This window comes from Streptomyces sp. NPDC005774, from assembly GCF_042871645.1.
Classification (GTDB): Bacteria; Actinomycetota; Actinomycetes; order Streptomycetales; family Streptomycetaceae; genus Streptomyces; species Streptomyces pratens.
In genome coordinates this window covers 42937-65996 of the sequence record NZ_JBIAIV010000035.1, presented here as the reverse complement: position 1 = coordinate 65996, position 23060 = coordinate 42937, and the positions used below count along the sequence as shown (strand labels likewise).

The following is a 23060-nucleotide window of genomic DNA, read 5'->3' as shown; positions in this document are numbered from 1 at the left end:
CGCTCGGCGCGCTCATCGGTGGGGCGTGCCCGGGTCCGCGCCCTCCGCGCCCGTTCCGGCCCGGGGCGGGCGGAGGTGGCGGGCGAGGGCCGTGGCCAGGGCCTTCCGTACCTCCTCCGGAGGGCGGGGACCCGCCCGGTCGGCATCGGCGGTCACCGCCGTGGCGACCGTAGGGAGCGGGACGCCGGACAAGCGGGAGGCCTCGCCCAGGACGCACCAGGCGGTGTCCGATCCGCAGCCGTGGGCGGCCATGAGGATGCCGCGGGCCCGGTCGACGGCGGGCCGGGAGGCGATCGCCTCCCGGAGCCGCTCGCTCTCTTCCTCCCGCACGGGCGGCCGTTTCGCCGGCGCCGCCTCCGCCGCCGGGGTGATGGCGGGTGTCGTCACGTTCTCTTCGCCGGAAGGGCGCAGCGGGTCGGTGGTGTCCAGGCCGACGAGCGCCAGGATGCGGCGCGGCTGACCGGTCCACCCGGTGGCCGTGACCGGCACCGACCGCAGGCGGCCGTGGTCGCGCAGGACCTCCAGGAACCGCAGTCCCGTCGTGTCCATGAAGCGCACCCCGCTCATGTCCATGTCGACCCGGGCGGTGCGGGCGGGCAGCTGGGACAGCTTTTGGGCGAGGGTGTCCGCACAGCCGTGGACCAGTTCACCGCGCGGGGCGAGCAGCGCCCGGTCCGCGTCCATGCGCCCACCGATGACCAGGGTGCCGCGTCGTCCCGAGGAAGGTCGTCCCGAGGAAGGTCGTCCCGAGAAAGGGGGTGGGGCCGCGGAGGTCATGACACCGCCTTGTCGGTACGCGTGCGGGCCGTCAGACGTACGGTTCGGGCGCCGTGGACCGGACGGCAGGACGGGCGAGGCGGGAGTACGGAACGTGCGCGGTCCATGCAGTGCCCGCGGGTGCGCCTGCCCGGTTTGCCGCGCCCTACACCCCTTGTCATCGAACCGGCCGGAATTCCGGCCGGACATGGCGGGTAGGGCGGGTACGGCCGACCCGGCGGCTCAGTTCGTCAGCGGGTTCAGTACCAGGGGGGCGATCTTGCCCTCCAGCATGGCGCCCAGGCCCTGGATGGCGCACACGTCCGGCCGTTCGGCGATGTGGACCGGCATACCCGTCGCCTGCCGCAGCATCTGGTCGAGGCCCGGCAGCAGGGCGCTGCCGCCGACCATCATGATCCCCCGGTCGACGAGGTCGGCGACCAGGTCGGGCGGGCAGCCCCGCAGCACCTTGCCGATCCCGTCCAGTACCGCTGTCAACGGGGTCTGGATGGCGTGCCGCACGGCGGCCGTGTCGACCTTGACCGAGCGGGCGAGGCCGGTCGCGACGTCCCGGCCGTGGATCTCCGTCGACTCCGGGCCGTGCGGGGTGAGCCCGTTGCCGGACAGGGCCAGCTGCAACGGCCGTACGGACTGGCTCGGCAGTATCAGTTCGTGCTGGTGGCGCAGGTGCTGGACGATGGCGTGGTCCACGGCGTCACCGCCGACGGGCATGCGCTCGGCCGTCACGATCGAGCCGAGGGAGAGCACGGCCACCTGCGTGGTCGCCGCCCCGCACACCAGGATCATGGTCGCCTCGGGACGCTCCACGGGCAGCGCGCAGCCGACGGCGGCGGCGATGAGCGTGTCGACCAGCTCCACCCGGCGGGCGCCCAGCCCGACCAGGGTCTCGATCGTGGCGCGCTGGGCCAGCGGATCGGAGTCGTGCGGGGTACAGGCCGCGGCGCGCAGGCCCGGCCGGCGGCGCAGCGTGCGGCGGATCCGGTCGCCGAGCAGATGGCGGAGCATGCGCTGCGCCATGTCGATGTCGACGACGGTGCCGCCGGAGACGGGCCGTACGACACGGATGTAGCTCGGTGTCCGTCCCTTCATCCGTTCCGCGAGTTCGCCGACCGCGATCAGTGCGCCGGTACGGGTGTTCACGGCGGCGGCGGACGGCTGGTCGACGACGAGACCGGCACCCTTGACGTAGACCCGGGTGCGGGCCGCTCCCAGGTCGACGGCGAAGTGGCAGCGGTGCAACTGCTCCAGACTGGCGGTCACAGCAATCCTCCCGAGTGCGCGGTCCTGCGGGCCGCCGGACGGCGGACCTCATGACCATCGTGCGCGCCCGCGCAGGACACCGCCCCTTGTGGAGGGCCGGGCGGGGGCCACTGAACGGGGTGGGGCGCGGCAGCCGCAGGGGAGGACCCGAGCCTCCCACCGGTCCCGTACGTGTCGGACCCGGCCGAGGTGCCGCGGGAAGAAGGCGGTGACCGCCTTCCCCCGCCTCCGCCCCGCCGACGTGGACGCCGACCCGGACAGCCGCCGACCCGGCCCCGCGTCCCGCCCGCCGACCGCGTCCCGCCCGACGCACGCGGGGCGACGCTCGGGTTCGGGAGCGACTGCGGGGCCGCGGGTGCCCCGCTTCACCTGTCGTCGTGAGGGTGGTTGTGGTGGCCGACGACGCCCCGTACGACACCCAGGTCCACCAGGTCCTGTGGACGGACGCGGAGTTGGTCCGCCGTGGCCTCCACCTCCCGCGGAGGGCGCTTGAGGATCGCCGCCGCGAGTTCCGGGGCGATCACCGAGAAGTAGCTGTCGGGTGCGGCCCAGGTGTTGCCCGGGGCCGCCAGGGCGAGGGCACCGCCGGAGCCGCCCTCGCCGATGACGAGCGTGGTGACCGGGGTGCGGGCGGCGGCCACCGCGGCGAACAGGTCGGCGATGGCCGCCCCCGCCCCCTGCCGTTCCGCCTCCGCGTCGTTGGCCGCGCCCGGGGTGTCCACCAGGGTCAGCACCGGGATGCCGAGCCGGTCCGCGAGCCGGATCAGCCGGGCGGCGGTGCGGTATCCGGCGGGACGGGTCGCCGTGCCGGTCTGTGCTGCGTAGGCGACCGTACGTCCCTCGTGCTCGCCGAAGCCGCAGAGCATGCCCTGAGGATCGGTGCCGCCGCAGCGATCGCCGTTGATCGCGACGCGGTGGGTGAAGTAGGTGTCCAAGTAGGCCTGGGCGCACGGGCGTTCGGGGGACCTGGCGCGCCGCACGGCCTCCCGGCCGGTGGCCGGAAGATCACCCGGACCCGTGCCCAGCGGCTTCGGTGGGGCGGCCGGGGTGGTGGACGGGCGGGTCAGCAGCCGCAGCCACCGCCCCAGCGTGCCGCGCAGCTCCTCGGGCGGGACCACGGCGTCCACCGCACCCGCCGCCACCTGCGCCTGAGCCGTGTACGCCGCCGGGTCGGCGTCCGCCGGGCGGACCCGTGAGCCGGCGAAGCCGACCTGCGCGCCGGGCAGCGCGAGGACCACGTCGGCGCCCGCGCCCAGGGTGGCCCAGCCGCCCCCCGTCGTCGGGTCCCGGAGCACCGCGATCTGCGCCGACCCGGCTTCCCGGGTGAGCGCCGACTCACTGGCCACCCGCTGGAGTTGGGTGAGGGCGAGCATGCCCTCCTGCATCCGGCTGCCGCCGGTGGCGACCAGCGGAACCACCGGCAGCCGGTGCGCGCGGGCATGCGTGTACGCCGCCACCAGCCGGTCGCCGGTGCGTTCGCCGAGGGAGCCGCCGAGGAAGCCGAACTCGAAGACGACCAGCACGGCCCGGACGCCCTCGACCAGGGCGGTGCCGCAGACCACCGACTCCTGCTCGCCGGTGCGCTCGGAGGCACGGGCGCGGGCGGCGTCGTAGCCCGGCCAGCCGAGCGGGCCGTCGGGGGCGGACCCGGCGGACCCGGCAGGCCCGGGGGGCTTGGCGGGATCGGTGGACTCCCCCACGAGGTCGGGGAGTTCGACGAAGGTCGCGTCGTCGGCGACGAGTGCGACGGTCTCGCGCGCGGTGAGCCGGTCAGTCATGGCGCAGCGCCCGCTTCATGATCTTCCCCATGTCGTTGCGGGGGAGCGAGGCGAGGTGGTGGAGCACCCGCGGACGCTTGTGCGGGGCCAGGCGGGCGGCGACGTGGTCGGCCAACTCGTCGAGGGCGGGCGGCACCCCCGGATCCGCCGGGACGATCCACGCGACGATCCGCTCGCCCAGGTCGGCGTCCGGCTCCCCGGTCACCGCCGCCTCCCGGACACCGGGGTGTTCCAGCAGCGCGTTCTCGATCTCACCGGCGCCGATCTTGTACCCCCCGCTCTTGATCAGGTCGGTGGCCTTGCGGCCGACGATGCGGACACAGCCGTCGGCGTCGCACACCGCCATGTCACCGGTGCGGAACCAGCCGTCGGCGGTGAAGGCGCCCGCGGTGGCGTCGGGCCGGTTCAGGTACTCGGTGAACAGGTTCGGGCCGCGGACCTGGATCTCGCCCACCGTCTCCCCGTCGTACGCCGCCACCGGGGACCCGTCCTCCTCCACCAGGCGCAGCTCCACGCCCGGCAACGGCACGCCCACGGTGCCGGGCCGGGCCTCGCCGTCCGCGCGGACGCTGGTGTTCATCAGCGTCTCCGTCATGCCGTACCGCTCGATCACCCGGCGTCCGGTGGCCGCCGCGATCCGCTCGTGGTCGTGCACCGGCAGCGCCGCCGACCCCGACACCAGCAGCCGCGCCCCGGCCAGTGCCCCGGCCAGCTCCGGCTCGGTGGGCAGGGCCTCCGCGACACGGTGGTACATCGTCGGCACGCCGAACAGCATGGTCGCGCCGCCGCTCAGCTCCCGCGTCACCCCCTCGGTGGTGAACCTGCCGAGGTGACGCACCGAACCGCCGCGGCGCAGCGGGCCCAGGACGCCCAGGACCAGCCCGTGCACATGGAACAGCGGGAGCCCGTGGACGAGGACGTCGTCACCGGTCCACTGCCAGGCGTCGGCGAGCGCGTCCAGGGTGGTGGCGATCGCGCGACGAGGGATGACGGCGCCCTTGGGCGGGCCCGTGGTGCCGGAGGTGTAGACGACCAGGGCCGGGTCCTCGTCGTCCGCGCGGCCCCCGGCGAGGTCCCCGGGGAGCGTGCCGGGGGCGCGGTCGGCCGGGTCGACGTCCAGGCGGGCCAGGCCGCCCAGCGCCTCCGGGAGGTCCTGGCCGGGGGTGGCGAGGACCAGGTCCGGGGTGCTGTCGGACAGGATGTGGCCGAGCTCCTTGGCACCCGACTTCGGGTTCAGGGGCACCACGGTCACCCCGGCGAGCAGCGCCGCGGTGACCGCGACCGCCGTCTCCAGCGTCGGGGTCGCCCAGACGGCGACCCGCCGCGCCTCCCGGACGGCCCCGGCCACCGGGCCGGCCGCGGCGGCGAGTTCCCCGTACGTCAGTGAGCGCTCGCCGAACCGGAGGGCGGGCCGGCCGGCGGCAGGGCCGCCGCCGTCGGTCAGAGCCGGGAAGAGAGAGGACACGCGTCGTGCTCCTTGGGGGGTTGTTACCGGGGCCTTTACCCCTGGGCGTGGACACCTTAGACATGGGGCCCTTCGGCCTCGGCTCTTTACCGGCGGGGAAGGGAGGCCGCGTGGGTGAGTGCCACGCTGCATGCCACAGTTGGGCGCCATGACAGCGGCGGAAGCAATGAACGTAACGGTGGGCGAGGTCGAAGCGTTGACAGCGGATGCTTTGCACTGGCTCCTCAAGAACGCGCGGGAGACCGAGGACAAAAGCCTTTCCTGGTCCGCCACGCCTACCGATGACGAGCCTGATCCCACGCTCTACAGCGGCACGGCCGGTATCATCCCCGCCCTCCTTGAAGCATGGCGGCACTTCGGCGACGACCGGTACGGTGACGCCGCCCTGCGCGCCGCCCGCAGCGTGTCCGATGCCGTCGACCGCTGGGAGGACAACTCTCTGTACAGCGGCCTGACCGGCTTGGCATTCGCGTTGAGAGCCGTCCATGACGAACTCGGCGCTCCGGATGCCGCCGCCGCGGCGAGCCGGGCTCTGGAGCTGGTGCGCGCGCGGTTCGACGGGACACGCTGGGGTGATTGGTTCGAACTGCTCGGAGGCAATGCCGGCATCGGCCTCGGCGCACTGGCAGCGGGGGACACCGACCTGGCCGTACACGCGTTGGAGCCCTACCTGCGCACCGCCGAGCAGACTCCGGCAGGTGTTCACTGGGAGGTGCTCAAGGGCAGGGTTTCGCGGTTCCACCACATCTCGCACGGCACGCTCGGCATCGTGTATGCGCTGGCCCGCATCGGTCGGGCCGCCGACCGTGCCGACTTCGTCGAGCTGGCGCGAGCGGGTGCCGCGGACGTCGTGGCGCGAAACGAGGCCGGCCCGGCCGGTTTCCTCGTTCCCCACTCCGACCCGCAGGATTTTCCCGAGGTCACCGCTCGCTACACCTACGGCTGGTGTCACGGTCCGGCAGGCGACGCTCAGGTCTTCCGGCTGCTTCGCGAAGTTTTCGACGACTCCGCCTGGCAGGATCTCGCCGATTGCTGCTGGCACACTGTGACCCGGTCCGGCCTACCACGCCGGTTGCGCCCCGGCTTCTGGGACAACAGCGGCCGGTGCTGTGGCACGGCCGGTGTGCTGGCTCTCGCTTGTGACCGCATGGCCGAGCAGGGCGACCACCCGGACTTCGCGAGGCTCCTCGTCGCGGACATCTTCTGCCACTCGACCCGAGACGCCAACGGTGTGCGATGGTCGAACCTTGAACACCGGACCTCGCCGAGTTTTCTCGAACCCCGCACCGGCTGGGCCATGGGCAATGCCGGCATCGTGCGCGAGTTGCTGCGCTTCATACGCATGAGCCGGGGAGCGGATCCGGCTTATGCGGTCACCTGGCCGGATCAGCCGGCAATGAGGAGCGGCTCGATCGGAGCCTGTTGAGGCCTTGGGAAGAACAGCAGCAGGCCGCCACCACACCGGTCCACGACACCTGTCGCGCACCCGGCACCCATCGGTGCAGGCCGCTGAGCCGGACAACCGTGATGCTCTCCGAACCCACAGGAAGCTCGACCTCGAGAAAACGACGAGCCTGTCCTGCGCGCGACGGCCGGAGCCCCGGGCGCGAAGCAGAAGAGCCGGGCGATCGCGCTCGGCAACCTCACCCTCTCGCCGATTCGTCGGCACAAGCTCCGACGAAGCAGCCGTTTCTCTGCACCGGACGATCGACACGGTCGAGTCGAGCCGGGGCGGAGGTGATCTCGACCCGGCATTCGCCGCCGGTCGAGAGCTTCGCGAGGGGCGGCACGAGCCGTGGGTGCGGGCGGCGGTGAGCGCGCGCCTGCCGTAGGTCAGGGGGCCGGTTCCACCACGTCCGCCACCACGCAGCTGATGTTGTCCGGGCCGCCGGCCTCGTTGGCCGCGGTGATCAGGGTGTGGACCGCCTCGTCCGGGGCCGGAGCGCCGGTGAGGAGGTGCTCGATCGTGCCGTCGGGGACGACCGAGGGGAGGCCGTCGGAGCAGAGCAGGTAGCGGTCGCCGACCTGGGCATCGTGGAGACGGAGGTCCGGGGGCGTTGTCGTCTCCTTGCCCGTGAGGGCCTTCAGGAGGAGGGAGCGCTGGGGGTGGCAGGCCGCTTCCTCCGGGGTCAGGCGGCCCTCGTCGAGCATCGACTGGACCACGGTGTGGTCGTGGGTGATGCGGAACAGGTTGCCGTCGCGCAGGAGATACGCACGCGAGTCGCCCAGGTGGACCAGGGCAAGGCGTGAGCCCGTCCACAAGAGGGCGGTCAGGGTGGTGCCGACCCCGTCGGTGCCGTCCGCCACGTCGCGGACCGCACGCGCCGCGCCCTGTACCGCGTCCTCCAGGAGGTTCAGGACACCGCCCGCCGGTATCTCCGGCGTGTCCAGGAACCGCAGCGCCTCCACCGCAGCACCGCTCGCGGTCGCACCCGTCGGTCCGAAGCCGTCGGCCACGGCCAGCAGCCTGCCGCCCGCATACGCGGTGTCCTGGTTGGCGGGGCGGACGCGGCCCCGGTCGGAGTGGGCGCAGTAGCGCAGCTCCGGTGCAGTGGCGTTCATGGTGGGGTCCCCTCTCGATTCTTCCGTCAGGTGATCGACCAGGAACGCGGCGAGGTCCCGCCGTACGGCCGTTTCCGCCTCCACCCGGGCCCAGTGGGCGCGGATTTCCCGGGCGGCCGCCGCCGGTCCGAGGGCGCAGACGTGACGGATCTCGGCCAGCGGCATGCCCAGCCGTCGCAGCCACACGACCAGTCGGGCCCGCTCCAGCTGTCCGGCCGCGTAGTAGCGGTAGCCGGTGTCCGGGTCCACCCGGGCGGGCCGCAGCAGGTCCAGCTCGTCGTACAGGCGCAGTGCCTTCGGGGACAGCCGGCACGCCTTCGCGAACGCGCCGATCGTCAGCGTCTCCTCCATCGGACCCCCGTGCACCTCGTTGTTCCGCATTCCTGTTCCTGTTCCTATTCCTGTTCCTGTTCCGCCACCGATGCTGGGGCTTCACCGAAGGGGAAGGTCAAGCGGGCTGTTCCTTTTCCCGTGGTGGTTGTCAGCCTGCCGGTCGATCCGATGTTCGTACGTGGAGGGAGTGCACACCGTGCCCCGCATGGCGCTCGTGACCTGCCGGCCCGGCCCGGAGGTCACCGAGGACCGTGACCTGCCCGAGCCGGTGCGGGCGCTCGGGGAGGCCGGTGTCGAGGCGTGCGCCGTGGTGCGGGACGACGACGGGGACGACGGGCAGCCGCGGGTGAGGGAACTGGAACCGGTCGAGCCCCATCTGTTCCTGCACACCGGGTCGATACCCCGGGTGGTGGACGCGATCATCCGGGCGACGGCTCGCTGAGCGGAGGGCTGACGGGCGGATCGCCGACCGCGGTCCGTTGCAGCAGGCCCCAGGTGAACTCCGCGACCACCTCGTGCCGCCGGCCCCGCGCGTCCGGCGCGACGAAGGCGAGGCCCCACCGGGTGGGGGCGGTGCCCTCGAGCGGGCGGGCCGGGGCGAAGGCGCGGGCGGCCTCGTCGACCGTGCAGGACCAGGGCGTCAGGTCCTCGACGGTGCGCAGGAGGGGCGGGCCGGCGTCGGGCGCGCGGACCAGCCACTCGTTCCAGACGGTGCCGTCGGGCGCGGTGAGGATCTCGAAGCGGAGGTCCGGCCAGAGCGGGAGCCGCCACCGCCACGCCTCGCAGTCGAGGTCGCCGATCCGGCGCCGGGCCCGGGACTCCGGCTCGCCGAGCACAGAGAGGTACCTGGAGCGGGCCGAACGGGAGCGCGGCGAGCGGACCGCGGCCTGCCAGCGCTTGTTCGCCTCGCGCATCCCGGCGAGGGAGACACCCAGTTCATGACGGGCGTCCTCGACCAGGCCGGGCTGGTGGTCGGCCATGCGGCGCAGCAGGACGAGCTGGAGGTCGAGCGGGGTGAACGGGCCGGAGGCGCTACCGGGGGGATTCGCGGGAGGCACGGGAACCATCGTCGCTCACCGGGGGCGTTCCGGGGCGGCGGCCGTCCGGGAGGAACAGCACCGAGTTCACATAGCGCGGGCCCCTGAGCGCACCGTGCGGCAGGACGCGGCGGAGCAGACCGTGGGAGACGACGTAGGAGGCCCCGGCCTGGTGGGCCTCCAGGGGGAAACGGGCCAGCGGGATCCAGTCGTCGCCGGGCAGCACCCAGCCGTCGTAGCCCAGCAGGGACAGGTAGGTGACCACGGGCGTGACCGGCTGGGTGCGGGACTCCAGCTCCACGAAGAGTGCCGGGCGGTCGCGGGCGAGGATGCCGGTGGCGCCGCGCAGCACCGCCGACTCGTTGCCGTCCACGTCGATCTTGATGAAGCCGACGTCCTTCAGTTTCAGTTCGTCCAGCGTGACGCAGGTGACGTCCAGGGCGTGGCCGTGGATGTCCCGGCGGACCAGGGAGGACAGCCCCCGGTCGCCGACGTCGTCCGGCGGCAGCCACAGCCGGGCGATCCCGGCGCGGTCCGAGGCCGCCGCACGGATCACGCGGACGTTCGGCGGGGCGCCGGAGGTGAGCAGTCGAGCCAGGTGGGGGACCGGTTCGACGGCCACCACCTGGCGGGCGCGCCGGGCCAGCCGGTGCGTCCAGGGGCCGTACCAGCCGCCGACATCGATCGCCGTGCCGCAGTCCGGCGGGCACAGGTCGGCGAGCCGGGCCAGCTCGGGCTCGAAGCGCGGGTAGACCGCGCGGGCGGCGGCGGCCACGACCCGGGTGGGCAGGACGGACGCCGCACGGGCGGCGAGCGTGCCCCTGGGACGGCCCTTCGTCATGTGGTCGCCCCCGGGGTGCCGGGACGGTTGGTGTCGTTCCCGGCCATGTGGTCCTCGGCCATGTGGCCCTTGGCCGTGTGCTCTTCGGTCATGTGGGCCTCGGCCACACGTGCCAGCAGTGCCTCGTGCTCCTCGTCCGAGACCTGCTCGCCGGAGGACGGGAGCAGCTGCGGGATGCCGTCGACGATCGGGTAGCGGCGGCGCAGGCGCGGGTTGTACAGCGCCTCCTCGGCTCCGTCCACCGCCGCTGTGCCGTCCTTCCCGGCAACGGCAACGGCGGCGGCGGGGAGCAGATGCAGCGGGCCCTTGTCGAGCGGGCAGGCCAGAATCCTCAGCAGCGGGTCGTCGGGCTTCACGGGGGCGTCAGCTCCTCGGTCTTGGTCTCGGTCTCGGTACCTGGTGGTGAGGTGGTGTCGTGTTTCGGCATGGCCAGCAGCACGGTGACCGCGAGCACCGTACCCGCCACGCGCAGGGCCAGCCGCAGGGGCTCGTCGGGGAGTTCCTCGCCGAACGACAGCGTGCCGAGCACCGTCGTGTAGAGGCACGTCACGGTCGTGCACACCGGGACGATCAGTGAGGCCCGGCAGCGCTGGAGCGCCGCCTGCGACAGCACCAGGCCGAACGGGCCGGTGAACAGCAGCAGATACGGGTAGGGGGAGCGCAGCAGGCCGAACAGCGCGTCGCCGATGCCGCCGGCCGTCAGGTGGCTCGACACCCCCTTGATGGCGAGGGAGCTGACGCCGTAGAGCAGGCCGACGGCGACCCCGTACTCGACGCCGGTGGTCGGCATCCGGTGGCGGCGCCGGGCGCGGCGCTCGGCGGACCGGTAGAGCCACACCCCGGCCGCCAGCGACGGCACGCACACCAGCAGGATCAGCGGGTACGGCGCGTCCCGGCCGACGGTGTCGGCGCCCGCGCCGCCCTCCTTCAGCGACAGCACCACCATCAGCAGCGCGAGCAGGATGGCGCCCAGCGCGTACCGTTCCCGGCCGGTGGTCTCCTCGCCGAGCAGCCGCGTCGACAGCGTCACGAGGAGCACCAGGCCGGAGACGAACAGGCCCTGGGCGGCGGCGATCGGCAGGGTCCGGTACACGGCGAGCTGTGCGCCGAAACCGCCGGCGAGGCACAGCGCGCCGGCGATCCACAGTGGGCTGCCGAGCACCAGCCGCAGCAGCCGCGCCGGCTGGTGAACCGTTACTTCGGGCAGGGTGGCGAGTGCCCGCTTCTCCAGGACGAACCCGCCGCTGTACAGGACGTTCGACACCAGGGCGGCGGCCACTCCCCACCACATCGTCCCCGGTCCCCCTTACGTCCGGCGCGCGTGCAGCAGCAGGATCGACGCGAGCGGCGGCCGGGCGCAGGCCAGCCGGTCCAGTATCCGCAGCGGACGCGGCACCCCGTGGAACGGAGCGCCCTCGAGGCGTACGACGGTGAAGCCTGACGCGGCGACGAACTCCCGCAGCGCGCGGGCGGTGTAGAGCCGCAGATGCCCCACCACCTCCGAACCAGGCCTGCCGTGGATACCGCGCAGGCTGACCTCGGAGAACACCGGCTGCACCCCGGCCAGCAGCAGCGCCCGGTTGTACCAGGCGGCCAGATTGGGGGTGGACAGCATCAGATGGCCCCCTGGGCGCAGCACCCGGTGGATCTCCTCCAGGGCCGCGTCCGGGTCGACGAGATGCTCGATCACCTCGCTGAACAGCACCGCGTCGGCCGATCCGGACGCGAACGGCAGCCCGCCGTCGGTGAGTTCGCCGCGCACCGCGTACGGCATCCGGGTGCGGGCCCGGGTCAGGGCGTCCTGGGACCAGTCGACGCCGATGAGCCGGTGGCCGTGCAGGAGGGGTGCGGCGGTGGCCGCGGCGGAGCCGTCACCGCAGCCGATGTCGAGGATCGTCCGCGCGCCCCCGGCACCGGCCGGGCCGAGCGCCCCGGCGAGCATCCGGGCCTGGCGGAGACTGCGGGAGGGGCCCGAGGCCACGGGGACGGCGGGGTTCTCGTAGAAGTCGCGCAGGTCGCGGGGCGGGGACGGGGTGATCGTCACGGGGCTGCCTCCGTGGAGTGCAGATGGTGCGCGAACAGGTCGCGCAGGCGGGCGCCGTCGTCGTGCCCGAGCAGCGCACGGGACCAGCGCACGGCCAGGTGCAGCCGGCCCGCGGTGGAGGCGGTGGCGAAGGTGAGGCCGCGGGGCATCCGGGCGGGGGCCGAGAACCACACCGCGTGCGCGCGCCCGGCTCCCTCTCCGAAGTCCAGCGGGTACGGGATACGGCCGATGTTGCTGAACAGAGTCGTCGACATCCAGGGCGCCGCCGCCCTGCGCAGGGCGCGGGTGAGGGCACCGCGGGCGGTGACCGGTCCCCAGGGTGCGGTCAACAGGGTTGCCCCGTGACCCAGTTGAGGGCTAGAGCGTGCTTTCAGGGCGCGGGTGCGCAGGGCCGTGCGGTGCAGCAGGGCGGGCAGGTCGGATGTGTCCAGCTCTTCGGGGGAGAACGGGACCTCGACCAGCCGGGTGCCGTTGCCGATGGGCATCGTGGCGTCCCGGGGACGGTCGTCCACCGGCATGGTGATGCGCAACGGGCGGACCCGGGCGCCGTGTTCACGGTTCCAGTGGGCGAGGGTCAGGGCGGTGGCGACCATGAGCCGGTCGTTGACGGTGTACGGGGAGCCCTTGGGCCGGTGCGGCAACGGAAGCTCGGTGTGGAGCAGTCCGTTGCCGCGACGGGGGCCCGGGTGCGGGTCCGGGGCGCCGCGGGCCACCCGGGCGGACGGAGCCCACGGGGAGGGCGTGTCCGGCGCGTCCGCCCGCGGTGCCCCGGACGGCCTCACGGGCGGGGCGGCGGCCGAGTTGTCCCGGCCGCCGTAGATCTCGGCGGTGGTGGCCAGGATGCGCAGGCCGGCCGGGCCGTCGAGCGCCGTGTGGTTGAGGGTGAGGAGCAGAGCGGTGCCCGTCACAGTGTCCGCGCCGTCGCCGGCCCCGCCGTCCGCCCCGGGCTCGGTGGCACCCGGGGCGGTCACCGCCTCGAGGCGGATCGGCGGGGACGCCGTGAGCGGGGGCGCCACGGCCATGGCCCGGCCCCGGGCGTCCTGCAGGGAGCCGGGGCCCGGCGGTGGAAAGCCCACCGCCTCCACATCGGGCTCGTCGGTCAGTTCCCACTCGTAGCGGCGCCGGTACCAGGGGCCGGGGGACTCGCGCATGAGGATGCGCGGGTGCCGGCGCAGCGCCTCCAGGAACGCCTTGCGCAGGCGGCCGGCATCCAGTTCCCCGGGGAGGTGCGCCTCGATGAGCACCGTCTCCGGTTCCTCCTCCTGGACGCAGTGCCGGGACACCTCGTCCACCACGGGGAACGGGATACGCAGGGGAGCGGTCATCCGGTCGTGCCCCTTTCCGCCGGCCCGTCGCCCGCCGTGCCGTTGCCCGACGAGCCGTCCGCGCCACCCGCTTCCCGCACGTGGGGAAGCGGCTGCGTGGGCTTCTCCAGGCCGGGCGGCGCCGAGTGCGCCGGTACGTGAGGCGGCGCCGGGGGCGGCGCGCCCGTGTCGTACCGCGCCGTGCCGTACCCCGGAGCGCCGTCGGCGCCGGGTCCGTGCTCGTCCGTCCCGGTCCCGTCCGTGTGCCCGGATCCCCAGCCGTCCTCCCGGACCGTGCGCCCGGAATCCGGGCCGCCGAGGCTCACCAGCGCCGCGAACAGGCCGACCAGTGCCAGCAGTTGTGCCAGGTGCCCGAAGGCGCCCTCGCCCACGCCCGGCGGCTCCCCGGCCCCGAAGGCCGCCACGATCCCCGCTCCCGCGAGGGCGGCGAACGCCACCGGCACCAGCAGGGCGGCCCTGCGCCACGCGAGCAGCGCCAGCGCCGGGACCAGCAGCGCCCACCAGCCCGCGATCACCACGCCGACCAGGGTCAGCGCCACCGCTCCCAGCCACAGTCCGGGCGTCGCCGGAGCGGGCTGCGGGCCGTGGGGGTTCTCGGCCTTGCGGCGCCACAGGGCCAGCCCGATCAGCACCGCGATCCCGACGCCGCTGCCGATCAGCCCGGCGTCGTACGTGGTGGCGGGACCGTAGGACAGCTTCACGGTCCCGCTCTCGTCCGCCGGGATCCGCCAGCCCTGCTGCCAGCCGTCCAGCCGCAGCGGCGTCAGTTCCTCGCCGTTCAGGGTGGCCGTCCAGCCCTTGTTGTAGTTCTCGTACGTCGTGAGGTAGGAGGCGGCGCCCGAGCCGACCGTCAGCTCGCGCCGGTCGCCCAGCCAGTCCCGGACCTCCAGCTCGCGATCGGCCGCCGAGAGGTCCGGCACGGTGCCGCGGGTCAGGGTCAGGGCGGTCACGGTGAGCGGCCCCTCGTCACCGGCCTCGACCCGGTGGTCTCCGGCCGGCAGCTCCAGGGCCGTCTCCTCCTGGCCCTCCTGGCAGAGCGTCACGTCCACCGGACGCCGCTCCACCAGGTCTCCCACCGTTCCCTTGACGCTGGTCTCGTGGAACTGGCCGTCGACGGACAGCACCGGTCCCTTGCCGCACGCCAGGGTGAACTCCCGGTCGGCGGACGGCTGCGGGGTGCGGTACTCGTCGAGTGCCGGAACGTAGACCTCCGTCAGACCCACCGGCAGGTCGAGGTTCTCGCCGACGACGGGGTTGTGCAGGGTGAGCGGTGCGGTGCGGGTGATCGTGATGTCGAGCCGGTCCGTGGTGATCGCCGGGAAGCGGACCACGCCGTTGTCGTCGACGCCCGCGATCGCCGCGCCGTCCGGGGAACTGATGTGCACCTCGGTCGGCCGGGTGGACAGGCCGCCCGCGGCCGCCAGTACGATCTCGTCGACCGGCTGCTTGCCGTCCCAGCTCAGCCGGACGACCGGTTTGCCGCCCGCGATCCAGGAGGTGGTCAGGTCGCCGTCGGTGAGGTTGCGCGCCGACAGGCCGGCGCCGAGGCGTGCGGTGGAGTCGGCGGTGGCGGTGATCCGGGCCTGCTGCTCGGGTGCCACCTCGTACAGCAGCCGGTCCAGTCCCTCGCCCGGCACGGCCACGGCGCTCGCCGCGACCTCGTACGTGCCCGCCGTGCCCGTGGCGAACGTGCGGTGCAGTCCGTTCTCCGTGCCCGTGGGCGACAGCCCGGTCGGGTCGGCGGCGCGGTGCAGCGAGACGACCTGGGCCGCCGCCGTCGAGTCCTCCGAGTCCGTGGGAAGCCGCAGCATCCGGGTCACCCGCACGTCCGGCAGGTCGATCTCGGAGAAGCCCGCGCCGCCCAGGCCGGAGTGCCCGGACACCGAGTCGACGATCGTCAGTTTCATCCAACGCGTCTCGCCCGCAGGCGCCTTGACTCCCTGCTTGGTTCCGTTCGCCTGGAGGAAGCTGGTTTCGGAACCCTGTTCCGTCTCCACCCGCACCTTGGTCGCCGCCGCCCGCACACCGTCCTGCGGGAGCGGGGTGAGGTCGAGGGAGTCCGGCATGTCGTAGCCGTCCTCGAAGGCGATCCGCAGCCACTGCCCGTCCGGCGATTCGGCCGAGCCCTCTGCCCAGGCCGTGTCCGGGCTGCCGTCGAAGGCGTTCACCGGGTCGTACTGCGGCAGGTGGAACAGCCAGTTGCCGTAGGAGGACGCCGACACCGAGCGGGCACCGCGCAGTTCGGCAACCGTCTGGTGGTCCAGGCCCCCCTTGGGGAGGATCTGGTGCGGCCGCTCACCCGCGTCCTGCACGGAGTCGGGCGCGTTGCGCTCGTCGCGGGTGTACGTGTACGACGTGTTCGCGTTGACCAGGCCGAACCGGGTGTCCGCGTACCGCATCCCGTCGCCGGTCACCTGCACCGGCGGGGTGTCGAGCCCCGGGTGGCCGTCACCGGTCAGCACCGCCGGCCGGCCGCGCAGCTCGCCGGCCAGCGGCAGCAGTGCCTCCGGGCCGCCGGAGACCACGGCGGTGTCGGCGATCGGGGTCAGCGAGGCCTGCCCCGGCCGCCGGACGTCCGCCCCGGTCGGACGGTAGATCTCCACCGCACGCTGCTGCGGGTACAGCCCTTCGACCTGGAGCGGGGTGCCGTTCGCGATCACTCCGCCGGTCGACACCGGACCGAGTCCGGTGACCCGCTCGTACCCGGACTGCTCCAGGGTGCGCTTGACCGTCGTGGTCGGCACCTGCCCGATCTGGTCCGGATCGAGGTCGTTGCGCACCACGACGTAGTAGAGGCCGGCGCGGCTCAAGTAGTCTCCGAGGCCCGGCACTTCGGCGCCGGTCAGCAGGGCCTGCTCGACCGCGTCCATGGCCCGCCGGTTGCCCGGGGTGCCGAACGGCACGTAATCGCGCTGCGCCCAGCGGGAGTCGGCGATCACGTCGAGCGGCTGGTCGATGGTCGAGCCCCAGGTGTGGATACCGTGCGCGGTCGCCGGCACGACGAGGGCACGGGAGTCGGGGGAGTTCTCCTCCAGCCAGTCGGCCGTGGCCTGCCAGTACTTGGGGATCTCCTGGAACGAACCGGGGTTGAGGATCGACCCGTTGAGATACGGCCAGACCAGCCCCGGCAGGATCAGCACCGCGGCGACCAGGGGTGCGAAGCGCCGGCTCCGCACCCGCCGCCGGATTCCGTGGGCCCCCTCGGCCGTCCGTGACCGCGCGGCCGTGCCCACCAGATGGGCCAGACCGAGGACCAGGGCGAGCGCCAGGCCCGTCTGGAACTTGTAGATGTTGCGGAACGGCGACAGCCGGCCGTCCAGCCAGCCCTGCACCACCGAGTGGAACGGGCCGCCGAACGCGCCGCCGTACCCGGCGAGCAGCACCAGCACCGTCACCAGCACCGTCAGCACCAGCCAGCGCCGCTCCGGCAGGTCCCGCCGGGCCAGCCCGGCAAGACCCAGACCGGCCGCCAGCGCCGAGCAGACGATCACCAGCACCGAGGAGACGACCGTCCAGCCCGCGGGCAGCCACGCCTCACCGAAGTGCAGGTACCCCACCCAGTTGCCGGCCCCGCGCAGCGCCTCGGTGGCCGCCATGGTGTCCGTCGTGGTCTGCGCGGTCTCGACGTAGGGCAGGAAGTTCTCGCCGTACACGCCGAGCAGCAGCAGCGGGATCCACCACCAGGCGGTCACCACCGCGACCGCGGGCGCCCACCAGGCGATCAGCTTCCACCGGCGCGGTCCCGGCGGCCGGGACAGCAGATACAGGCCCACGGGCAGCAGCGACGCCAGCGTCGAGGCCGCGTTGACCCCGCCCATGAACGGGACGAGCAGGGCCGAACGCAACGCCGCGACCCGGGCCGTGTACCGCCCGTTCGTCAGCGGCAGCAGCACCCACGGCAGCAACGCGCCCGGCAGGGCGGCGGCCGACGTCGAGCCGATCACCGTCGTGAACAACGGCCACAGCGCGTACGCCGTCGCCGCGAGCAGCCGGGAGGTCCCGTTGCCCACGTGCAGCCGCTCCGCGAGACGCAGCGCGCCCCAGAAGGCGACGGACACGATCAGCGAGAACCACAGCCGCTCCGCCAGCCACACGGGGAGCTGCACCAGGTCGCACAGCCAGTAGAACGGCAGCATCGGCCACAGGTAGCCGATGTACTGGTTGTTGACCCCGCCGAAGGACCCCTGGCTCTGCCAGAGCTGGCCCAGGTCGGCGAGGAACCGGCCCGGGTCGACGGTGACACCCAGCTTGGTGTCGAACGTCTGCCGCCCCGGCTGCACCGCCAGGAAGAGGGCGAACGCCACCGCCCAGAAGCCCAGCAGCCAGCGCCGCGACCGCGGGCCCTGGGGTGGGCCCGCGGCGGTCGCGGTACGGGGGGCGGCTGCCGGAGGGGAAGCCTGGACCGTGGTCGTCATTCGGGACACCGCCGGAGGATGAGAAGGAGATTCCACGTCGCGAACTCACGCAGACCGGGCACCTTGACCACGGTCTCGGTGAGGAACGGCCAGTAACGGGAGCGCGCCGAGACGATGCGTACGTCGGCGCGGCCCCGTACCTGCCGCAGGGTGGTACCGATGTGTACCGGAAAGAGGTTCTCGCCGAGCGTGTGCTTGGCGGGCCTGCCGGTGCGGCGCCGGTAGCGGGCGCGGGCCCGCTCGGCGCCGAGATAGTGCCACGGGGCCCATTCGTGCCCGCCCCACGGCGAAAACCAGTTGGTGAACGACACATAGATGAGTCCGCCCGGTTTGGTCACCCGGGCCAGCTCACTGAGGAAGGTCTGCGGATCGGCCACATGCTCCAGGACGTTGGACGAGAACGTGACGTCCGCGGCCCCGTCGCACAGGGGCAGCAGATAGCCGTCCGCGACCACGGTGCCCTCGGGCGGCTTCTCGGCCAGCTCGCGCACATCGGGCTCGAACAGGAAGGCGTCCGCGCCGCGGCGGCGGAACTCCTCGGTGAAGTGCCCGCTGCCGCCGCCGACGTCGACCACGACCCGGCCCGCCACGGGCCCGTCGTACGCCTCGACCTGGTCGGCGGCGTCCCGGGCGAGCAGCGCGTAGCAGGCGTCGGGGTCCTCCTGCTCACGCATGAAGGCGCGGAAGAGAGCGAGTGAACGGCGCGGGGAGGGACCCTTCGGTGCGCCGCCGCTCCTGCCTCTGCCGCTCATACCCGTGCCACCCGGTTCTCTGTGGGTCATGCCCCTGTCAGTCATACGTCTGCCGCTCATGGCCGGTGGGTCCGCACCGCCTCCGCCGCGACGGTGCGGAACTGCCGCACCGTGCGGTCCCAGCGGAAACGGGCGGCATGGTCCCTGGCCGTCTCGCCCATCAGTTCCCGGCGGGCGCCGGACAGGGTGAGCGTGCACCAGGCCGCCGCGAACGAGGACTCGCCGGGCGCCAGTACGCCGGTCTCACCGTCCACCACGGAGTCCCTGAGCCCCGGCACGTCGAAGGCGACGGTCGGGGTCCCTCGTGTGGCCGCCTCCGTGACGACCAGGCCCCACCCCTCCACGGCGGAGGGGTGCAGCAGCAGCCAGGCCGCGCACAGCAGACGGTGCTTCTCCTCCTCGGAGACGTGGCCGGTGAACTCGACACCGGGACCCGCGAGGCGTTCGAGACGCTCCCGCTCGGGGCCGTCGCCGACGATCACCAGCCGGCCGCCGGTGACCGGCCGTACCCTTTCCCACAGCCTGAGCAGCAGATCGATCCGCTTGTACTCGACGAGCCGGCCCACCGCCACGAACAGCGGCTCGGGGGAACGCCCGGTGGCCGGACCGGGCTCCTCCACACCGTTGTGCACGACCCTGATCCGCCCGCGGGGCACGCCGATTCCGTGCAGCGCGTCCGCGGTCGACGGGGAGACGGCGACCATCAGCCCGTGCTGCCGGGCGCCGGTCAGCGCCCAGTGCTCGAGCCTGCGTCCGATCCGCGCGGCCGGAGCCAGCGGACCGCCGAAGCGCATCCCCCACAGGTCGGTGTGCACATGGTTGACCAGGCACAGCGTCGGCCCGCGATGCCACATCGGTGCCAGATACGGCATGCCGTTGCAGACCTCGACCAGCAGATCGCAGTCGCCGACCTGGCGGGCGAAGGCGGAACGGGCGCGCAGAAAGTGACTGTAGGTGCCGCCCGCCGACACCACGCGGTAGTCGCGGACGGGGGTACCGCCCCGCTCGGGCGCCGCCGAGAGCCTGGGGGAGGCCGGCCCCCCGCACAGCAGGGTGACCTGATGGCCCATACGGGTCAGGCCGTCGGCCAGCCGGTCGACCAGCAGTTCGGAGCCGCCGGCCGAGGGATTGTCCAAATCGCGGTGGGCGAGGAAGACGATCCGGCGGGGGTGGGGAGGCGCCACCGGAGGTGGCTGCGGCACGCTGGGCAGCGGCATGCGCAGCGAGGAGGACGGTACGTGCTGGGGCATCGGTGCTCCAACTCGCCTTGAGGTCATGCGTGGGGTACGCGGGACACGTGCGGATGGGACAGGAGTGTTCGAAGCGCGGACCGCGTTGCGGAGCGCGGGGAGTGTCCGAGGTGCAGGGAGTGTCTGAGGTGCAGGGAGTGTCACGAGGCGCAGGGGGTGCGGAACGTGGTGATGCGGGACGGACGGATTTCGGACGGACGGGATGACGTCGACCGGAACGCACACGCTTCGGGAGAGCACTCGGGCTCTCCCTGGGCGTGCACGGTGAATGGCTTGTGTGCGGGGTGGGGATGGACAGTTTTCGCCCAGACGTTCCCCAGGGCTACTCACCGGGATGACAATTTCGTTCCTTGTCGACTCGAAAGTCACTGAGGTTCGTGAGCATCTACTGAGCAGTACCGGGCAAACCGGGACGCTCTTCTTCCTTCCGTCCACGTGCCACCAGAACCCCGCCGGTCACCGCGAGAACGAATCCCGCCACGGCCGCGCCGACCGGAGCGGTCCTGCCCACCATGCGCAGCTGCCCGCTGTCACGCTTCGCCTGCCGCACGGCCTCCTTCTGCGTCGCGGTCGTGAACGCGAGCTTCTCCGCGTCCAGCAGCACCGCCGCGTCCTCGTCCCCGCCCGGCGCCCGCAGCGTGCGCTTCGGCCCGGTCTGCGCGTAGATCACGCGGCCGGTGGCCTGGTCCACGATCAGCTCGAGGCCGTGGTTGGAGTACCACTCCTCGGCCAGCACCTGCGGCCGGTCCGGCTCGTTCACGAGGCTGCCCGGCACCAGCCGGGTGCCGCTCTTCGTCGCCGGCACCGAAGCGGTGAACCGGTAACCCGTGTACCCCTGGACCTTCTCGGTGCCCCGGTAGCGCATCACGACCGTGTCGCCGAGGGTGTTGTCCCACCACTGGTAGGAGCGCTTCTGCACGTCGAAGGGGAACTTGAGGTACGCCTCACCCTCGATGTGGGGCTTCTCCTCGCAGCAGTGGACCGGCTTCGTGGTCTCGCGGTCCAGCACCCAGCGGTGCGGTGCGAAGTCCAGTGCGTCATGCGGATCGGCGGCCGGCAGCGACTTGTCGGTGTCCACCGTGGTGATCACGTCCCACACGGCGTTCCCGCTGCCCACGCTGGCCTCGACGTTCCCGCGCACCCGCTGGGTGACGGTGATCGCCTGGTCCGGCACGGTCTCGACCCGGTCGAGGTCGAACACACTGCCCCGGCCGGTGTAGACGGCGGTGGTGTCGATGTCGACCGGGTTCACCGCGGCACGTGGCTGGACGTACCACGCCAGCAGGGGGGCCAGCACCAGCAGAAACGTTCCGAAACCGAGCATGACCAGGGAAAAGGGGGAGGCTGTACGGCGCATCCGGGTACTCCAGGGGCTTGGGACGGATCGGCGCGGACAGGCCGGATCCGTAGAGGAAAAACGCGCGTGCGGAGGGGCGGAGTCATCCGGCACCCCCTGCGGGCCGGGACCGAACTCCCTCTGGGCCGGGAACCGTAAACGCCCCTTGACGCAGTGTCAATGCACACTCGACACTGGGGGGCGACGGACAGGGGTGGCGGAATGTGCTTTCGGGGGGTGGGGAAATCCTCCGAACAGAGAGGCTGACCCTGAAATGTCCAGACTGCTTGCCGCCGCGCTGACGGTCGTGCTCGCCTCGGCCCTCGCCGTGGGCGCCGCCCTCGGCGTGGTCGCGCTGCTCGATGCCACCCCCGACCAGCCGAACACGCCGTTGATCACCTACGAGCACGCGGGGCAGGGGAGCTGACCGGTGACGGTGTCCAGAACCGTCACGGCCCGGTCCGCCTGGCAGGACGTACCACGCTCCCAGGTGCACAGGTTCGCCGAGACGGCCATGGCCGAGGCGCCCGGACTCGCCGAAGAGATCATGAGCGAGATCCAGCGCGAGTACCCCGAACTCCCCGTCGTGCTCGACGGCTCCGGCGAACCGATGGCTCTCATCGGCATCCGCCGCGCCATCGAGGTGTTCGTGCAGCACCTGGAGCACGCCGACCACTCGGCGGGCCCTCCCACGGCGCCGCCCGGCCTGTTCCACGACTTCGGGCGCGGTGAGGGCCTGCACGGACGGTCACTGGACTCGCTCCAGGCGATCTACCGGCTCGGCGTCCGCATGGCCTGGCGGCGGCTCGCCGAAATTGGCCAGCGCATCGACATCCCGCCGCCCGCGATGTACGAACTCGCCGACGCGGGCTACGAATACCTGGACGGACTGGTCGACCAGTCCGTCCGCGGCTACGCCGAGGCCGCCGCCCGCCAAGCGGGGGAGCGGCTGCGGTTGCAGCGCCGGCTGATGGAGCTCCTGCTCACCGAGCATCACCGGGGCGATCCGGCCGAAGCGCTCGCCGAGCGGGCCGCCCGCGTCGGCTGGCCGCTGCCCGGGAAGGTCGCGGTGGGCGTCCTGCGGCGCCCCGCGCGGGAGGCGGTCGCGCCCGCCGTGGGCCAGGAGGTGCTGCTCGACATGGAGTACGAGCAGCCCCGGATGATCGTCCCCGAGCCGGACGCCGCAGGCCGCCCCGAACTGCTGCACCGCGCGCTCACCGGCTGGTCCGGCGCGATCGGCCCGCCGGTGCCGCCGGCCGACGCGGCGAAGTCGCTGCGCTGGGCCGAGGCCGCCCTGCGCCTGATGGAGCGCGGGCTGCTGCCCTCCGGCGAGGTGCTGCACTGCACCCAGCACACCGAGGCGCTGGTGCTGCTCCAGCCCGAGGAACTCATCGACGACCTCGCGCTCAAGTGCCTCGCCCCGCTGGCCCACTGCGCCCCCACGAACGGGCGGCGGCTCGCGGAAACGCTGCTGGCGTGGCTGGAGACCCGGGGCGGCGCGCCCGAGGTGGCGGCGCGGCTCGGCGTGCACCCGCAGACCGTCCGCTACCGGCTGCGGCAGATCCGCGAACTGTGGGGCGACGAGATCGACGACCCGGACCGTCGCTTCGAACTGGAACTGGTCCTGAGGGCACAGCGCCTCCGCGGCGAACTGGGAGGCCCCCGCACCCGGCGCTGACCGGGGACGAGCCGGACAGCGCCGGGGCCGGGTGGGGCAGGCGAGGGCCGGTCGGGCTGTCAGAACTGGCGGGTCTGTCGGGGACTGGTAGAGCCGGTAGGGCTACCAGGACCGGTTGGGCAGGCGGGGTCGGCGAGATGCGGTAGGACCGGTAGGACCGGTAGGGCCGGTTGGGCAGGCGGGGTCGGCGAGATGCGGTAGGACCGG

The 23060-nt window shown here is 73.1% G+C and carries 18 protein-coding genes and 1 pseudogene; 4 read left to right on the top strand and 15 right to left on the bottom strand.

Annotated elements, in window-relative coordinates; translation table 11 throughout:
- Positions 1-12: 12 nt before the first annotated feature.
- From ACFYQA_RS26980 to ACFYQA_RS26965, 4 genes are all read right to left on the bottom strand, one after another.
- Complete coding sequence (locus ACFYQA_RS26980; RefSeq protein WP_388922885.1) at positions 13-684, bottom strand: ANTAR domain-containing protein; 672 nt, start codon at positions 682-684, stop codon at positions 13-15.
- Between the two features lie 315 nt (positions 685-999).
- Positions 1000-2037 (bottom strand): rod shape-determining protein, encoded by a 1038-nt coding sequence (locus ACFYQA_RS26975; protein WP_388922882.1) that lies wholly within the window; start codon positions 2035-2037, stop codon positions 1000-1002.
- A gap of 365 nt (positions 2038-2402) precedes the next feature.
- Positions 2403-3815 (bottom strand): carboxyl transferase domain-containing protein, encoded by a 1413-nt coding sequence (locus ACFYQA_RS26970; RefSeq protein ID WP_388922879.1) that lies wholly within the window; start codon positions 3813-3815, stop codon positions 2403-2405.
- Complete coding sequence (locus ACFYQA_RS26965) at positions 3808-5280, bottom strand: acyl-CoA synthetase (RefSeq protein ID WP_388922876.1); 1473 nt, start codon at positions 5278-5280, stop codon at positions 3808-3810. Before ACFYQA_RS26965 ends, ACFYQA_RS26970 begins: the two co-directional genes overlap by 8 nt.
- 148 nt (positions 5281-5428) lie before the next feature.
- On the opposite strand from ACFYQA_RS26965, the gene ACFYQA_RS26960 reads away from it, so the two are divergent.
- Positions 5429-6706 carry a lanthionine synthetase LanC family protein gene (locus tag ACFYQA_RS26960; protein WP_388922873.1) on the top strand — a complete coding sequence of 426 codons (1278 nt, stop codon included), beginning with the start codon at positions 5429-5431 and terminating at the stop codon, positions 6704-6706.
- A 407-nt stretch (positions 6707-7113) separates the two neighbouring features.
- Here ACFYQA_RS26960 and ACFYQA_RS26955 read toward each other — a convergent pair whose 3' ends face one another.
- Complete coding sequence (locus ACFYQA_RS26955; RefSeq protein ID WP_388922870.1) at positions 7114-8223, bottom strand: MerR family transcriptional regulator; 1110 nt, start codon at positions 8221-8223, stop codon at positions 7114-7116.
- A gap of 157 nt (positions 8224-8380) precedes the next feature.
- Here ACFYQA_RS26955 and ACFYQA_RS26950 point away from each other — a divergent pair, with 157 nt between their 5' ends.
- Positions 8381-8617: a hypothetical protein gene (locus tag ACFYQA_RS26950; RefSeq protein WP_388922867.1), complete on the top strand. Its 237-nt coding sequence runs from the start codon at positions 8381-8383 to the stop codon at positions 8615-8617.
- Here the strand turns inward: ACFYQA_RS26950 and ACFYQA_RS26945 are convergent.
- The 10 genes and pseudogenes from ACFYQA_RS26945 to ACFYQA_RS26900 all read right to left on the bottom strand — a co-directional run bounded on the left by ACFYQA_RS26945 (position 8595) and on the right by ACFYQA_RS26900 (position 21196).
- Positions 8595-9242: a hypothetical protein gene (locus tag ACFYQA_RS26945; RefSeq protein WP_388922864.1), complete on the bottom strand. Its 648-nt coding sequence runs from the start codon at positions 9240-9242 to the stop codon at positions 8595-8597. The two genes, ACFYQA_RS26950 and ACFYQA_RS26945, sit on opposite strands and share 23 nt — an antisense overlap.
- On the bottom strand, positions 9208-10053 hold the full coding sequence (locus ACFYQA_RS26940) for an FkbM family methyltransferase (RefSeq protein WP_388922861.1): 846 nt from the start codon (positions 10051-10053) through the stop codon (positions 9208-9210). The genes ACFYQA_RS26945 and ACFYQA_RS26940 overlap by 35 nt, the downstream gene beginning before the upstream one ends.
- Positions 10054-10154: 101 nt before the next feature.
- Positions 10155-10409: pseudogene (locus tag ACFYQA_RS26935) on the bottom strand (Trm112 family protein); the annotation flags it as partial.
- Positions 10406-11344: a hypothetical protein gene (locus tag ACFYQA_RS26930; RefSeq protein WP_388922859.1), complete on the bottom strand. Its 939-nt coding sequence runs from the start codon at positions 11342-11344 to the stop codon at positions 10406-10408. The gene ACFYQA_RS26930 and the pseudogene ACFYQA_RS26935, both read right to left, overlap by 4 nt.
- A gap of 15 nt (positions 11345-11359) precedes the next feature.
- The gene (locus ACFYQA_RS26925) at positions 11360-12097 is read right to left on the bottom strand and encodes a class I SAM-dependent methyltransferase (protein ID WP_388922856.1); all 738 of its coding nucleotides are present in this window, start codon (positions 12095-12097) and stop codon (positions 11360-11362) included.
- Positions 12094-13422: a condensation protein gene (locus ACFYQA_RS26920; protein WP_388922853.1), complete on the bottom strand. Its 1329-nt coding sequence runs from the start codon at positions 13420-13422 to the stop codon at positions 12094-12096. The genes ACFYQA_RS26925 and ACFYQA_RS26920 overlap by 4 nt, the downstream gene beginning before the upstream one ends.
- Positions 13419-17837 (bottom strand): alpha-(1->3)-arabinofuranosyltransferase family protein, encoded by a 4419-nt coding sequence (locus tag ACFYQA_RS26915; RefSeq protein WP_388922850.1) that lies wholly within the window; start codon positions 17835-17837, stop codon positions 13419-13421. Before ACFYQA_RS26915 ends, ACFYQA_RS26920 begins: the two co-directional genes overlap by 4 nt.
- The gene (locus ACFYQA_RS26910) at positions 17834-18589 is read right to left on the bottom strand and encodes a class I SAM-dependent methyltransferase (protein ID WP_388922847.1); all 756 of its coding nucleotides are present in this window, start codon (positions 18587-18589) and stop codon (positions 17834-17836) included. The genes ACFYQA_RS26915 and ACFYQA_RS26910 overlap by 4 nt, the downstream gene beginning before the upstream one ends.
- Positions 18590-18645: 56 nt before the next feature.
- Positions 18646-19839: a glycosyltransferase family 4 protein gene (locus ACFYQA_RS26905; protein ID WP_388922844.1), complete on the bottom strand. Its 1194-nt coding sequence runs from the start codon at positions 19837-19839 to the stop codon at positions 18646-18648.
- Between the two features lie 385 nt (positions 19840-20224).
- Positions 20225-21196: a DUF3068 domain-containing protein gene (locus ACFYQA_RS26900; RefSeq protein WP_388922841.1), complete on the bottom strand. Its 972-nt coding sequence runs from the start codon at positions 21194-21196 to the stop codon at positions 20225-20227.
- Positions 21197-21449: 253 nt separating this feature from the next.
- Here ACFYQA_RS26900 and ACFYQA_RS26895 point away from each other — a divergent pair, with 253 nt between their 5' ends.
- Both ACFYQA_RS26895 and ACFYQA_RS26890 read left to right on the top strand, forming a co-directional pair.
- Complete coding sequence (locus ACFYQA_RS26895; protein ID WP_181383736.1) at positions 21450-21602, top strand: hypothetical protein; 153 nt, start codon at positions 21450-21452, stop codon at positions 21600-21602.
- A 3-nt stretch (positions 21603-21605) separates the two neighbouring features.
- Entirely contained in the window at positions 21606-22853 is a 1248-nt protein-coding gene (locus ACFYQA_RS26890; protein WP_388922838.1) for a helix-turn-helix domain-containing protein, read from the top strand.
- Positions 22854-23060: the final 207 nt, after the last annotated feature.